The following is a 14370-nucleotide window of genomic DNA, read 5'->3' as shown; positions in this document are numbered from 1 at the left end:
CCACCTACTACCACCAGGCACCCGCTACTGCCCCGCCCACGCCCGCGCCTACGAGGCCCGCAGGGGCACCCCCACCGCACGGGGGTACGGCGCCCCCCACCGTAGGGAGAGGGCCAGGTGGCAAGCCCGCATCGACGCAGGCGAAGCGATCTACTGCGCAGACGGATGCGGACAACGAATCACCGGAACAGCGTGGCAACTCGGGCACAACGAAGAGCGAACGCGCTGGATCGGACCACAAACCGTAGCCTGCAACACCGCCGAAGGTGGGCGGGCAGCGACCGACCCGAACCGACGCCGAAGGTAAAGCGGAGGTCAATCGAGGGGTGGGGGGTGACCCCGACCCGCCCCCGCCCCTGACCGCCGGGGAGGGGAGAAAATGGTGCGGAGGGTTCAAACCCTTTCGCCCCCCGGTTCGGCAAAGGGTTCCCCAAGTTCTCACCTGATATTCGCCGGCTGGGCGCGATGCCCGCCGACCCCCGATGTTGGCGCGATGCCAACTTGGAGTTGATCACCATGACCAGTGGAGGCAGGCGTAACAGGTCCGGCCCGAAGGCGGACGAGGAGTCTGGCCGTTCTGACCGCCGTGGCTACTCGTTGACGGCGTTGCCGGCCGAGGGTTACGACGGTGCGGCGCCGGAGTTTCCGTTGATGCCTCGGCGCGTGCTGCGCTGGGAGCACGAGGACAAGCGCAGGTTCCAGGTTGTCGATGACGAGATGACGGCACTCGTCGCTGACCGCGAGCAGGCGCTGTGGGAGTGGGCGTGGTCCACGCCGCAGGCGTGCGCCTGGTCGATGCCCTCTGAGATGTGGCGGATTCACACGATTGCGATGTGGGTGCGCACGTTCGTGATCTGCGAGAGTGACGAGGCCACGGCTGCTGACAAGTCGTCCCTGCATCGGTTCGCTGACCAGATCGGGATGACGACTGCTGGTTTGGCTGAGATGGGCTGGAAGGTCGCCACCGATGAGGTTGCCGAGCGTGCCGCCGAGAAGCCGGAGGAGGGTAAGCCGCGCCAGTCGTCTCGTGACCGGATGAAGGTTGTTCCCGGTGGCTGACGAGTGGGTGGTGGACTTCCCGAGCCTTGGTTTTTTGTGCGCGGACTGGATCGAGGCGCACTGCAAGGTCGCTGATGGCTGGTCCATGGGCGACCCGTTCATTCACGACGGCTGGCAGTTGTGGTGCACGGTCAACTTCTACCGGGTGAAGCGGGATGCGAAGTTCACCCCTTCCCGACCGGCTGGTGCGCCGATGTTCGCCAACCGGCGCGGGCTGGTGGTTGGTCCGCAGAAGACGGGTAAGTCGCCGTGGGGTGCGTCGATCACCGTGTTTGAGGCTGTCGGGCCGTGCATCTTCGCCGGCTGGGCTGAGGGTGGCGAGGTTTACCGGTGTGAGGACCACGGGTGCTCGTGCGGCTGGTCCTACGTGTATGAGCCGGGCGAGCCGATGGGTATTCCGCGGCCGATGTCCACGATCCAGTTGCTTGCCACGGCTGAGGATCAGACCGATAACGTCTACCGCCCGTTGCAGGAGATGATCCGACGCGGCCCGCTCAGTGAGCAGATGAAGGTCCGTGAAGGGTTCATCCGGACACCGAACAACGGGCGGATCGACCCGATTACATCTGCCCCGAACAGCAAGTTGGGTAACCCGATCCACTTCGCCTTGGCGGATGAGTCCGGGCTGTACGTGGGCAAGTTGCTGAAGGTGTGGCAGACGATGCGCCGCGGGTTGGCGGGCATGGGTGGCCGCGGGTTGGAGATCACGAACCCGTGGGATCCGATGGACAACAGCGCCGCGCAGCAGACCTACCAGTCGCGGGCCGGGGATATCTTCCGCTTCTACCGCAAGCCGCCGAACGGTCTGGACTTCACACTGAAGCGTGACCGCCGCAAGATCCTGGCCTACGTGTATGCGGGTTCGCCGTGGGCGGACCTGAACGCGATCGAGGCCGAGGCGGCGGAGATCGTGACGACGGACCCGGCACAGGCGCAGCGGTTCTACGGGAACATGCTGGTGCAGGGCTTGGGTTCGTACATGCCGGAGGCGCTGTGGGATGAGACCACGGCGCCGCAGTCGGTGCCGGATGGCACTGCGGTGGCGATGGGGTTCGACGGCTCTCGGTCGGGCGACTGGACGGCGCTGCGGTTGGAGACTCGCGACGGGTACCGGTTCACCCCGACCTATGGGCCGGATGCGCGGCCGGCGTTCTGGAATCCGGATGAGTGGAATGGGCGCATCCCTCGGGGTGAGGTGAACGCTGCCGTTGCGGAGATGTTCGTCCGGTTCAAGGTGGGCCGGTTCTATGTGGACCCTCGGCACTGGGAGACGCAGGCCGACGAGTGGGCGCTGGCACACGGTGATGACGTGGTGGCGTTGTGGCACACGAACTCCCCGCCCCGCATGTTCGATGCGCTGTCCCGGTTCCTGGAGGACACCGCCGAAGGGCTGACCACGCACGACGGTGACGAGACCGCTAAGACTCACGCGCTGAACGCCCGGAAGGTCGCCAAGCCGGGCGATAAGTACATGCTCGGCAAGCCATCTGAGCATCAGAAGATCGACATTCTCATGGCCGACATCTTGGCTCACGAAGCCGCATCCGACATGCGCGCCCTGGGCTGGGGCGTTGACACCGGACCCAAGTACTTCAGGCTGCCCCGCTGACCCACTGAATGGAGGGAACCGCATGCTGACACCCTCCGAGATTCAGATAGTGGAGCAGTTGAAGGCGGAACTGGACGCCCGGTACTGGGAGGATGAGCGGCATTACCGGTACTACCGGTTGCGGCAGACGCTGGAGCACCTGGGCATGGCGATCCCACCGAACATGCGCAGGTTCACGGTGTTCGCGAACTGGCCTCGGGTCGTTGTCCGGACCATTGCTGGCCGGCAGAAGGTGCGGGCACTCATCCTTCCTGGGGAAGAACAGGCGGACCCCCGGTTGCGGGCGATCTGGGATGCGTCGAACCTGACGGCGCACACTAAGATGTTCCGGCGCGATGCGCTGATCTCGGGGCGTGCCTACATGTCGGTGGGCGCCAACGAACACAACCCTGAGTTGCCGCTGGTGCGCGTGGAGTCCCCCCGTGAGATGGAAGCGTTGGTGGACACCCGCACCGAGACGATGACGGCCGCGGCCCGGTTCTTCGGCAAGGACGCGTTTGGCATGGGGCCGACGAACGTCACGCTGTATCTGCCGGAAGAGACGGTCTGGATCGAGAAAGACGAGAGTGGCAAGTGGCGCGAGCAGGACCGCGACTCCCACGGCCTCGGTTCCGTGCCCGTGGTGATGCACCTCAACGAGCGACTGTCCGGTGCGGGGTTTGAGGGCGAGTCGGAACTGACCGACGTTATTGACCTAACCGATGCGGTGGCCCGGTCGCTCACGAACCTGCAGTTCGCCCAGGAGGGCCACGGTGTGCCTGGCAAGTGGGCCACCGGTGTGCAGTCCGGTGACTTCGTTGATGAGAACGGCAAGCCGATCTCGATGTTCGAGGCGTACTACGACGTCATCAACATGCTCACCGACAAGGACGCCAAGTGGGGACAGTTCCGGGCCGCGGACTTGAAGAACTTCGAGACCGCACTGAACATCTACGGCGGCCAAGCGGCCCTGTCCTACGGGTTCCCAGCGCGCTACTTCGGCATCAACACCACCAACCCGCCCGCCGAAGGCACGGTCCGCGCTGACGAGATCGAGTTGATCAACGGCGTGGAGGATAAGAACGAAGCGGAGGGAATGGTGCTCGGTTGGATCGGCGCCTTAGCCCTGCGGTTCGCCACCGGTGAGTGGGTCGAAGGTAACCGGGTGCGGGTTGACTACTTCGACCCCGGCACCCCGACGATCGCCCAGCGGGTGGATGCGCTAGCGAAACTGCGCGCCACCCGGGATATCTCCCGCGAAGGCATGTGGGACGAGATGGGCTGGACCGAACCCAGGAAGGCTAAGGAGCGGCAGTACCTGGCCGAGGAAGTCGCCCAGGAGTCCGCCGTAGACCTATCCTTCCTGCACCGCGGCGAGGACACAGGGGCCGTGTCTGCGCTGGACCCGGATGAGGTCAAGAAGCGCGCCGATGCGATGGCCGCCCTGTATCGTGCCGGCGTTGAGCCAGAGGACGCCGCGCAGCAGGCGGGGTTGGCGGGCATCCGGTTCCGCCCGGGCGTGCAGCCGATCACGATTCGCCGCGATAGCGAGTAGTCCGTGCCGGCCCAGAATCTGCCGGCACCCTACGCCGCTTACGTGCGAGAGCAGCGACGCATGGCCCGCGGCGCGGTCGCCGAGGTGCGCAGGCAGTGGCGGCGCACGGGGGACGACTTCGACGCGTCGTGGGAGTCCGTGGGGACGGCGATCCTGACCACCACTGGCGCCACGCAGCATCAGGTGGCCGAGTTGGCTGGGGAGTTCATCCCGGACTACATGGACCAGGCGTTCACCCGGCCACCACCGGCGCCGGTTGGCAGGGTCAACCCGAACTCGCTGGTCGGTGTGGCTGGGGACGGGCGCACCGCCGAGGGGCTGATGTATGGGGCGGTGACTCGCACCAAGAGCGCAGTTGGGTCCGGATTGACGCCGCAGCAGGCCAGGGCCGCTGGGTTGGCGTGGATCACCATGGCGACCACAACGCTGCTCGCTGACACCATCAGAGCCGGCGAAGTTGTCGGCGGAGCAACCCGCGGTGGGATCTCGTTCGTCCGGGCGATCCAACCCGGGGCATGCGCCAGGTGCGCGATCCTCGCCGGCCGCACCTACTCATCACGGCAAGCATTCGAGCGCCACCCCGGCTGCCTGTGCACTCACCTGCCAGTGAGTCCCGACATGTCCGACCTGGCGGCGAAAGCGGAAGGGTATGCAGTCAGTCCCGAAGAGTACTTCGAGGAACTGTCCAAGGCTGAGCAGGAGCGGATCTTCACCAAGGCCGGTGCCGAGGCGATCCGAGCGGGCGCCGATCCCACGCAGGTTGTCAATGCTCGCCGGGGAATGTCCAAGGCGCAACCCGGACATTTGCGCACCACCACCGAAGGCGCCACGCGCAGCGGCATATACGGCCGCCGATCCGGTGGCACGCCCCGCTTAATGCCCGAATCCATTGTCGAGATCGCCGACGGCAACGTGGACCGGATGCAGGACTTGCTGCGCCAGTACGGCTACATCTGGCGCTGACACACAGACTCCCAGTGGCGCGAGGTCGCTGGGTTATGACTCCGAGAGGGAGATCGCCACCATGCACAACCTACGTTCGCTCACCCCGGCCACCTCCGGGTGGACGCCACAGCCCAGGCAACAACAGGCGCAGCAAACCACCCCGAAGCCCACCGAGCCCCCGAAGCCCGAAGGCGAGCCGGGTGAACCTGAGCCTCACGCGGACGCGACTGGCAACGGGTTCAAGTCCGAACATTCCAAGCAGTCCGTGTTGTCCGACCTGGCCAGAGAGCGCGCTGAGCGGCAGCAGTTGAAGGCTGAACTCGACACGTTCAAGTCCTCCATTGCTGAGGCGTTCGGCGTGAAGCCCGAACCTGCCGACGACGGAAAAGACCTCTTGTCTGAGTTGCAGGATCAAGTTGCGACGATGCGGCACGAGTCCGCGCTGTTGCGGCTGGCGAACCAGCACAAGATCACCGACGAGCAAGACCTCGAACTTCTTGGCACCGCGAAGGATGCCGAGGCGATGGAAGTCCTAGCCAAGCGACTCGCTCCCAGCGAGGACGGTGGCCAGGGTTCGGGCATTCCGAAGCCGGATCTCACCCAAGGCGCCCGGGGCGAACCCGTCCGCGCCGAGGCGCTGCCCGGCGTTCCCCGCATGGCCCAGGCGTTCGATGACGCCATGAGCAACACCCGTAAGTAACCGCCGACCCATCCGGGGCGGCACCAACAATGAAAGGAGTGTGATCGGCCATGGCCGTCACCCTCGCACAGGCAGCCGCCCTGGAGACGTCTCCCGTCCGCCGGGGCGCGCTGGAAACTGCTGTAGAAGTGTCCCAGGTGTGGGACCGCCTGCCCTTCGAGAACATCGAGGGCAACGCCTACGCCTACGACAAGGACAAGGTGCTCCCGGGCACCGCGTTCCGTACCGTCAACGAGGCGTACGTGGAGTCCACCGGCGTGATCAACCAGGACACCGAACGTCTGGTGATCCTCGGTGGCGACGCCGACGTGGACCAGTTCATCGAGAAGACCATGCAGTCCTCGCGAGGGGTACTCATGGCCGATCAAGTCCGCATGAAACTGGAGTCCGCGCAGGCCACCTACGTGGACACCATGTTCAACGGAGACGTTGAGGTTGACCCGAAGTCGTTCGATGGATTGCGCAAGCGACTCATCGGCGGGCAGGTCATCGACTCCGTCGCGCCTGCCACCGAAGAGGCGTTCCTAGACGAACTGGATGCCCTGTTCGGCCAGGTCACCGGCGGTGCTCCCGATGTGGTCTACGGCCCTGGCACGATCATCTCGCGCCTGAAGTCGCTGGGCCGGAAGGTTGGCGGCGCGGAGTACATCAACTCCGAGATCACGGGCAAGCGGGAGTTCACCTGGAACGGTGTGCCCTTCATCGATCCGGGCGAGCACTGGTCTGGTCGCGCCATCCTCGGCGTTGACCCGACCAACGGCGGCGACTTGTACGCCGTGAAGTTCGCTTCGGGCATCGGCGTGTCCGGCGTCCTGGGTATCACCAACGGTGGGCTCCAGGCGTACTACCTGGGTGAACTCGACGAGAAGCCCGCAGTGCGCACCCGAATCGACTTCTACACCGGGTTCGTTGTCCAGGGCGGTAAGGCCGCCGCACGCCTGCGCGGCGTGACCACCAACTGAGAACGGGAGGGGTAACCATGGCACGCACCAAAGCGCCCAAGACCACGCGGCTGTCGAACGATGTGACCAAGCCGCAGCCCACCGACCCCGGGGACGCCCCGGCGGACACCTACGACCCGAAGGAACGCGCATCCAGTGCGCGCCCAGACAAGGCCGCAGCGGCCGCGGATGGGCACCAGACGGTCAACGCGGTGGTGAAGTCCGGCGAAGTGCCGGACAACACCCCGACCGGGACGCGTTCGGAGACTTACGAGCGCGTCGGCCCGGACGGCACCACCGTCTACGTGACGCACAACTACGACACCGGCGAGACCGCGGTGTCTGACACGCCCCCGGCGGGCTGAGTAGAGGGGGTGGGGCGGTCATGTCTTTCGCGAATCTAACCGACGTTGCGGACCGGCTTGGCCGCCCCATCGCCGACCCTGACGAGATCAAGCAAGTCAACGCCTGGATCGGTGACGTTGAGGCGATCATCCGATCCCGCATCCCCGACCTTGACGAGCGGATCGCGGCCGGCCCTCCCACGGTTGAGATCGTCGCCATGGTCACCACGAACGCCGTGGTGCGCAAGGCGCTCAACCCGACCGGCAAGCAGAACGAACGGATCGATGACTACTCCTACGGGCTGACCGAGGATGCAGCCCGCGGTGACCTGTTCCTTACCGAGTCCGAGTGGGGGATGCTGCTGCCCCACGCCGGCGCTGGCGGGTTCTCCACTCGCCCAGGCTTCGAGCCTGACCGGAGGGCGCTGTGGCCTCGTCGGTGAGCGCGGCCCTGTACTCGGGCCGGATCGCGGCCGAGCGGCTGATGACCGACCAGTGTGTGATCCGCCGGCCAGTGGGAAACGGGGTCACGGACCCGGAGACGTTCGAGGATGAGCCGGGATTGATCGTGATCTACGACCCCCGCCTGGCTCCGCACTTCGGCAAATGCAAGGTGCAGACCTATGAGGCGTTTGAGCAGGAGCGTGAGTCTGCGGGGTTGACGCAGATCATCAACCGTCTTCGGGTGGATATCCCCGTGGGTGCCACTCGGGTGATGCCTGAGGACGTGGTGACGGTGCTGGAGTCGCGTGACCCGCTGCTGGTGGGTCAGTCGTATCGGCTGACGGTGCAGGCGCCGTATAAGTCGCATGCGACGGCGTATCGGATTCATGCGGAGTTGAACGTGGGGTTGGAGGTGCCGCCGTGGGAAGGGTGAGCATCGACGCCAGTGAGGTGCGGGCTCTGGCTGAGGATATGCGCCGGATCGACTCGCGGCTGTCGCGGCATGTGCGCCCGGTGGTGGAGCGCGGGGCGGTGCAGATCAAGAACGACCTGCAAGCGGAGATGCGTAAGTCTCGGCACTTCGCCCCGGTGGCTCGCGGGATCTCGTATGACATGCGGTCCCCTGGTGGGGCGTATGAGGCTGAGATCGGCCCAGAGAAGGGCTCCCCTGGCTCGCTCGCCAATATCGCATATTTCGGGGATTCCCTCGGAGCCGGGACGGTGGAAGACCCAACAGCCGCGTTGGAGCGTGAGGCGCCGAAGTTCGCCGATGCGTTGGCTGACCTCGCGGCAGAGTTGGCGCTTGGCCCATGATGGCGCACCTGAACGCGATGAAGGCTCTCATTGAGTCTGAGCGCGGATTCACCGTATACATCATTTCGGTGCCGAAGCCGAACAGTATTCGGTACCCGTATGTGCTGATCTCGCCGGGGTATGGGCGGCCTGGTGAGCGGCCGTTGAATGAGCGGTTGGATTCCATCGACCATGACTTGCAGGTGCGGTCTGTGGGCACGTCTCCGGCGTCTGCGCTGGGGCTGTTGGGTGCGGTGCGTGAGGTGCTGTCACCTGGTCGTGGCCCGCGGCGCCTGGTGGTGCCTGACAGGAAGGCGACGGTCAAGTTTCTGCGGCATGAGATGACCGACCAGGACCGTGATGTGCGGGTGACTGCGACGGGTCAGCACCCGATCTTTGGTGTTGACGCTTTCCACCTGCTCTCTACCCCGCAACGGGCCGGCTGAGCCCCGTTTCTATCTGTCCCCTGTGCCGCCTGGCGCTGGGGTTCACCGAGATGCCCGAGGAGGGCTGACATGGCGCACACCACTGCGTATCGCAGCAGGGACGGCAAGAAGGTCCGCATCCCTGAGCACTGGCTCGGGCACAAGGTGCTCGGCCGGCCGTTCCGCAAGACCCCACCCACCAAAAAGGTGGACACCCCGGCGGCTACCGGCGGGGCCGAGAAGAAGAAGGAGAACTGACCGATGGCCTACACAGCCGCTGATGCGTCGCAGAAGGTGACGCTCGTGCTCGACCCGCCCGAGGATCTGCTGACCGTCACGGCCGCAGACCTGAACGCCGGGCTCGACATCCACAACGACATCTTGAAGACCGACTTCCAGGCCACGGCTACGGATTCGACCACGCACAATGACACCCCGCTGGGCAGCAAGGGGCAGTGGCCGAACTTCGCCGGCCGCAACGCGAACGCCTCGGTGACCGTGTTGCGTGACCTGGACGAGACTGGCCGCCCTGATGCGGAGTCGTCCAGCGAGACGACCTTCGCTGCCGTGCGGGAGCCGGGCACTCGTGTGGGCCTGTTCGTGCGGAAGGGTCCGGACCCGGATGAGGACTGGCAGGACGACGATGAGGTTCGCTGGGGCGGGGTCGTGCAGACCGATGTGCCGCGTGAGCCGTCTGACCCGAACGACGGGTTCATCAAGGTTGTTGTGCCGCTCGGGGTTCAAGACTTCGAGACGTACTTCAACGTGGCGGCGGTCGGCGTCTGACCAATGACGCCCTGGCGGGGCGGGCTGGGGTCAGGTCCCCCGCCCCGCCGGGGTCACCAACCGGACCTGACCGCCTGGACCTGACCGCATCTGACGATTGGACCTGACATGACTGACGAAACCCTCGGCTCCCGCAAAGCGAAGGCCGAACCCATCGAGGACGAGGCCCTGGGCCAGGCGGCACCGGACCCGGACGAACCGGAGATCCTGGACATCCCCGCCGACCTCACCCCCGAAGACTTCGACTTCGACGAGTTCGTACAGGGCGCCCGCCCGAACCGCCATGCCGTAAGGGTGGCCTCACGCCCCGATCTGCTGGCCCGCATGGACATGCTGGTGATGCGGATCGAGGACGCCGAGCGCACCGGGCAGGACACCGACGAACTAGTGGCTGAGTATGAAGAGGCAAAGGTCGAGTTCGAGGCCTCCCGGCGACTGTTCATTGTGGAGGGTCGCTCCACGGCCCGGCGCCGCCAGATCGAGAAGCGGCTAGAGAAACTGGGCGTGACCCGGCCCGGCAAGAAGGCGAGCGATCGCGAGCGTGAGGACTTCGCCCGCACGGTCATGCTGCACCAACTCGCTGACCAGGTGGTGTACCCCAAGGGCGTGACGGCCGGCGGCTTGGAAGCGCTGATGGAGGCGAACGAGCCGGCGGTGGATGCGATCTACTCAGCCGCTCAACGCGCCAACACCGTGGCGGCGAAGGCTCCGGTGAGGCCGGATTTCTCTCACGGGCGCTGAGGCATCACCCGTACTGGCTTACGGTGCTGCGCACGGGCAGGAAATACGGGGCGTACCCGTGCGCGCACCTTGGCCTACCTCGCGACCCGGAAGTCGATTTCCTGCTCACCACGGCCCTGGAACTGTACGAGGAGGGGCTGTGTCCGGGCGGATGCGGGCAGCACATGGACGAGGCCCACGACGAGGCCAATCATGGCCGGTACGAGCGTAAGACGGTGACGTGCCAGGCGTGCGCCGCGAACCACCCCGGCGATGACCACAAGCCGCAACCGGGCGAGTTGGCCTATGTGTGGCGCAACCCGAAACCGCCACGGAAGCGGCGGGGCAGGGGGAAGGTCGGCAAGGCGCGGGCTGGTTAGCGGTCCATGCGTCCGGAGAACTGCGCATAGATCAACACGCCGAACCCCAATAAGGCGACGAAGATCCCGAGTGCTGCGGTTTCGATGTTGCTGACGGCGGCGATGGTGCCGCTGATGGCGATCAGCGCCCCAATCCCGGATGCGATCGCCTTCTCTGCCCCGCCCTTTCGCTGCTTCTTCTGTGTGTCCATGCCTTGAGTTTGCCTTACTTCGACGCCGGACGGGGGTGATTCCGTGTCCACTCGCTCAATAGCGGTTCGCCTCCGGGCCGAGGTCACCGACTTCAACCGTGAGATCTCGTCTGCTGCCTCGTCGCTGGACCAAGTGGTCAAGAAGTCCGGCGAGGGTGAGCGGGCAGCGGACACCTTTGCAGGCCGGGTGGCACAGTCGGCCCGCCTCCAGCGCCAGGAGTGGACCACGGTCGGCTCCACCTTGGTTGGTGTCGGCGCGGCCGTGACCGGCCTTGGCGCCGCCGTCCTTCACACCGGGATCCAGTACAACACCTTGCGACAGACGGCCACGGCTGGTCTCACGACCATGCTCGGTTCCGCCGAGGCAGCGGCGGCGCAAATGGACCGCCTGGACCACTTCGCCTCCACGAGCCCGTTCGCCCGCCAGGTGTGGATCACCGCCCAACAGCAACTGATCGGCTTCGGCGTCGAGGCCGGTCGCGTCATCCCCATCCTCGATGGAGTGCAGGATGCCGTCGCTGCGGTCGGCGGGTCGAACTCTGACATCGAGAGCATCGTCTACGCGCTTGCGCAGATGCAGTCGCAAGGGCGCCTGACTGGACAAACGCTCAACCAGGTCGGCCAGTACGGCATCGACATGGCGACGATCTTGGGCGAGCAGATGGGTGTCTCCGGTCAGGAGATCCGCAACATGGCAATGAAGCCGGGTGGCATCCCGGTTGAGCAGATCTGGGACCCGCTTGTCGCCGGCCTGAATGAGAACTTCGGCGGCGCCGCCGCGAACGTCCGGGAGACCTTCGAGGGTGCTGTTGACCGAGTGAAGGCTGCATGGCGTGACCTGTCGGCCACGATCGCTGCCCCGCTGGTGGACCCCGAGGGCGGCGGCGCGCTCATCACCTGGCTGAACAGCCTGGCCGATGCCATGCGTCTCTTCATGCGCCTGCCTGACGGGTTGATCCAAACCGGAGCGGCGCTTACCGGGCTCGGTGGTGTCGCGACTCTAACTGCGGGGTCGCTGCTGTTGGCGGTCCCGCGGATTGTGGAGTTCCGGACCTCCCTAGAGACCCTTGCGAGGTCATTCCCTGTCTGGTCGAGAGCGATCGGCGGGTTCACTGGCGCCATCGCCCGGCTGGCGGGCGTGGGGGTGGTCATCGCTGGCGTTACCGCGGCGGTTGGCGCTCTCTCCGCAGCCGTGCATGATCCTGGGATTCCTCGGGACATGGAAGATATTGCGCGATCGATGCAGCGCATCTACCACGCTGGCGACGACCTGGCCAACCTTCAGATGGACCAAATCTTCTCCCAGATGGCTACGTGGGGATTCGACCGAGTGACCATCGAGTCAAACAATCTCGGCGAGGCCTTGGAGCGGTTGGCTAACCCGAGCCTGGCGGGCTCGATATCAGCATTCTTCGGATCGTTTGGCATCCCAAGTTGGATGAAGGACACCGAGGTCGCGGTCGCTGAGACCGACGCCGCGCTGGCCCACCTGGTGGACTCGGGGCACGGGGATATGGTGCGAGTGCTCTTGGAGGGTCTGGGGCTTTCCGCTGAACAACTAAGTGAACTGATGCCGCAGGCCACGGGTGCCCTGATGGCGCTGGACGATGCCGCAGAGATGGCTCGTGGCGGCATCAGCGAAGCCGACGCGGCGCTGGCAGAGATGCGCCAGGGTTGGATCGAGAACCAGGAGGCCGCTCGCGAACTGCGCGAGGCGTGGCGTGAGATGGCGATCGGCGCCAGCCAGTCCTTCGGTGACGTGATGGACGCCTATGACTCAGCGTCGGCGGCGGCCAAGGAATTCTCCGAGGATGCCACCGCATCGGCGCAGGACTGGATCGCCGCACTGAGCGCGCAGATCGACGCCCACAACAACTGGGAGTCCAACATCATCGGCGCCACTGAGCGGGCGCGGGACCTGCTCCCCCGGCACATGTGGGACGCCGCTGACGAGATGGTTGACGCCCTGATCGCGGGCGGCATGGACTCAGCCGAGGCCGCGGCCCTGCTGGTATCGATGACGGACGACGAGTTCGTGGAGTTGGCCGGCCTTGCTCGCGACCGGGGCGAGCAGGGTGGGGAAGCGTTCGCGGACGGGGTAGAGAGTGCGCGCCGTCCGGGTGTGGACATTGATGACATGCCCGCCCGGTCCGGCTTTGAAGCGCTGGTGGACAACTTCTCGAACACCACAACTGACACGAACCTGGACGTGGACCCCCGCCCGGCCATTGCCGAGGCCCTGGCGTTGATGGGCGACTGGGAAGGCACTACCACAGACACCATGCTCAGCGCCGACCCTGGCCCGGCGGTCAAGATCTTCAACGAGCAGACCGGGGCGTGGGAGCGCACTACCACCGAGACGCTGCTGGACCTGAACGAGAACCGGGCTGTGCAGGTCTTCAACCGCGAGACGGGCAGGTGGGAGCGCACCACAACCCGCACACTGCTCGACGCTAACGACGGCCCGGCCCGCGGCACTGTTCGTGGCCTTGGCGCTTGGGCGAGCCGCCAGACGTACAGCGTGAACGTGACCGCCAACATCGCCGCCGCCCAGGCCCGCATCCGCCAGTTGAACAACCAGCGCGTCCAGGTCGGCGCGGAGTTGATGCGCGCCTCTGGTGGCCCCGTCTTCGGCCCCGGCTCGGAGACGTCGGACTCGATTGCCGCCCGGCTGTCCCACAACGAGCACGTGTGGAGCGCGGCGGAGGTTCGTGGCGCGGGCGGTCACGCGGCGATGGAGCAGATGCGTGCGTGGGCTAGGTCCGGCGTGCGTGGGTTCGCTGGGGGTGGAACTCCGGCGTATGCGGCGCGGCCGTCCGTGGCTCCGGTGGTGCGGGTTTCTTCTCCCTCTATGGAAGGCGTGCGGATCGTGGGAACGCTGGATCTTGGTAACGGCCTTGAGGGCCGGATCGACGGGCGCATAGCCGCCTCCATGTCCGGCACCCGCCGCTCCGGTCGCGCTTTGACTGGTGGTGGTCGCTGATGGGTCTCGGGTCTACGACACTGGGCACGGCGGTCCTGTCCGGCCAGAATGGTTTGCGCCTGGAGTGGCGGGTTGACCGGTCGCTGTCGTCCGCGTCCGCCACGTTGCGGTTGCGGATTTGGGCGGCGACGCGCCGGTCTGCGTCTGACTCTTCGAACTCGTTTAGCGTGTCGGGGTCGTGGCCGTCGCGTAGCACGAGTGTGAGCATCAGCCACGGTTCGTCGTCGTCGTGGTCCAGCAGTAACCGGACGCTTGTGTATGACGAGACGATCAGTGTGTCGCGGCAGTACGGGTCGAGCGTGTCACGGTCGTTCAACGCGTCCCTGTCCGGTGTGACGATCGTTGGCGGTTCCACGGCGTCGGTGTCGGGGTCGGTGTCGGTGCCGGCGCGTGGGATTAATCCGCCGGCGCAGCAGTCGGGTGCGTTCGTGTATCCGCAGCAGAACTACACCCGTGCGCTGTTGGAGTGGACGAATAACTCGACCACGGCGGCTCCGTATCAGTCGATTCACCTTGA

16 protein-coding genes are annotated in these 14370 nt (G+C 65.8%); 15 read left to right on the top strand and 1 reads right to left on the bottom strand.

Translation table 11 applies throughout. The features are described 5' to 3' along the window. The first annotated feature begins 597 nt into the window (after nucleotides 1-597). From ACO0LU_RS13015 to ACO0LU_RS12950, 14 genes are all read left to right on the top strand, one after another. Complete coding sequence (locus ACO0LU_RS13015) at nucleotides 598-1059, top strand: hypothetical protein (RefSeq protein ID WP_424791776.1); 462 nt, start codon at nucleotides 598-600, stop codon at nucleotides 1057-1059. Continuing rightward, the gene (locus ACO0LU_RS13010) at nucleotides 1052-2668 is read left to right on the top strand and encodes a hypothetical protein (protein WP_424791775.1); all 1617 of its coding nucleotides are present in this window, start codon (nucleotides 1052-1054) and stop codon (nucleotides 2666-2668) included. The genes ACO0LU_RS13015 and ACO0LU_RS13010 overlap by 8 nt, the downstream gene beginning before the upstream one ends. Nucleotides 2669-2690: 22 nt before the next feature. After that, nucleotides 2691-4202: a phage portal protein gene (locus ACO0LU_RS13005; protein WP_424791774.1), complete on the top strand. Its 1512-nt coding sequence runs from the start codon at nucleotides 2691-2693 to the stop codon at nucleotides 4200-4202. A 3-nt stretch (nucleotides 4203-4205) separates the two neighbouring features. Continuing rightward, entirely contained in the window at nucleotides 4206-5165 is a 960-nt protein-coding gene (locus tag ACO0LU_RS13000; RefSeq protein WP_424791773.1) for a hypothetical protein, read from the top strand. A gap of 61 nt (nucleotides 5166-5226) precedes the next feature. Next, nucleotides 5227-5847 carry a hypothetical protein gene (locus ACO0LU_RS12995; protein ID WP_424791772.1) on the top strand — a complete coding sequence of 207 codons (621 nt, stop codon included), beginning with the start codon at nucleotides 5227-5229 and terminating at the stop codon, nucleotides 5845-5847. Between the two features lie 50 nt (nucleotides 5848-5897). After that, nucleotides 5898-6809 (top strand): major capsid protein, encoded by a 912-nt coding sequence (locus ACO0LU_RS12990; RefSeq protein WP_424791771.1) that lies wholly within the window; start codon nucleotides 5898-5900, stop codon nucleotides 6807-6809. Nucleotides 6810-6826: 17 nt separating this feature from the next. Next, entirely contained in the window at nucleotides 6827-7153 is a 327-nt protein-coding gene (locus tag ACO0LU_RS12985) for a hypothetical protein (RefSeq protein WP_424791770.1), read from the top strand. A gap of 20 nt (nucleotides 7154-7173) precedes the next feature. Further along, the gene (locus tag ACO0LU_RS12980) at nucleotides 7174-7575 is read left to right on the top strand and encodes a Gp19/Gp15/Gp42 family protein (RefSeq protein ID WP_424791769.1); all 402 of its coding nucleotides are present in this window, start codon (nucleotides 7174-7176) and stop codon (nucleotides 7573-7575) included. Continuing rightward, nucleotides 7560-8009, top strand: coding sequence for a DUF6093 family protein (locus ACO0LU_RS12975; protein WP_424791768.1), 450 nt, complete (start codon nucleotides 7560-7562; stop codon nucleotides 8007-8009). The genes ACO0LU_RS12980 and ACO0LU_RS12975 overlap by 16 nt, the downstream gene beginning before the upstream one ends. Further along, a complete protein-coding gene (locus tag ACO0LU_RS12970) occupies nucleotides 7997-8389 on the top strand; it encodes a hypothetical protein (protein WP_424791767.1) in 393 nt (130 codons plus the stop codon). Before ACO0LU_RS12975 ends, ACO0LU_RS12970 begins: the two co-directional genes overlap by 13 nt. Further along, nucleotides 8386-8814 (top strand): hypothetical protein, encoded by a 429-nt coding sequence (locus tag ACO0LU_RS12965; protein ID WP_424791766.1) that lies wholly within the window; start codon nucleotides 8386-8388, stop codon nucleotides 8812-8814. The genes ACO0LU_RS12970 and ACO0LU_RS12965 overlap by 4 nt, the downstream gene beginning before the upstream one ends. 69 nt (nucleotides 8815-8883) lie before the next feature. Further along, the gene (locus ACO0LU_RS12960; protein WP_424791765.1) at nucleotides 8884-9051 is read left to right on the top strand and encodes a hypothetical protein; all 168 of its coding nucleotides are present in this window, start codon (nucleotides 8884-8886) and stop codon (nucleotides 9049-9051) included. Nucleotides 9052-9054: 3 nt separating this feature from the next. Continuing rightward, nucleotides 9055-9579 (top strand): hypothetical protein, encoded by a 525-nt coding sequence (locus ACO0LU_RS12955; protein WP_424791764.1) that lies wholly within the window; start codon nucleotides 9055-9057, stop codon nucleotides 9577-9579. Nucleotides 9580-9687: 108 nt separating this feature from the next. Further along, nucleotides 9688-10320 (top strand): hypothetical protein, encoded by a 633-nt coding sequence (locus ACO0LU_RS12950; RefSeq protein ID WP_424791763.1) that lies wholly within the window; start codon nucleotides 9688-9690, stop codon nucleotides 10318-10320. A 355-nt stretch (nucleotides 10321-10675) separates the two neighbouring features. On the opposite strand, the gene ACO0LU_RS12945 is transcribed toward ACO0LU_RS12950, so the two are convergent. Continuing rightward, nucleotides 10676-10870 (bottom strand): hypothetical protein, encoded by a 195-nt coding sequence (locus tag ACO0LU_RS12945; protein WP_424791762.1) that lies wholly within the window; start codon nucleotides 10868-10870, stop codon nucleotides 10676-10678. Nucleotides 10871-10913: 43 nt separating this feature from the next. Between ACO0LU_RS12945 and ACO0LU_RS12940 the strand changes: the two genes are divergently transcribed. Next, nucleotides 10914-13853, top strand: coding sequence for a tape measure protein (locus tag ACO0LU_RS12940; protein ID WP_424791761.1), 2940 nt, complete (start codon nucleotides 10914-10916; stop codon nucleotides 13851-13853). Nucleotides 13854-14370: the final 517 nt, after the last annotated feature.

The organism is Pseudactinotalea sp. Z1748 (assembly GCF_049725185.1).
GTDB lineage: Bacteria > Actinomycetota > Actinomycetes > Actinomycetales > Beutenbergiaceae > CALKWS01.
This window is presented reverse-complemented; position numbering and strand designations above follow the sequence as displayed.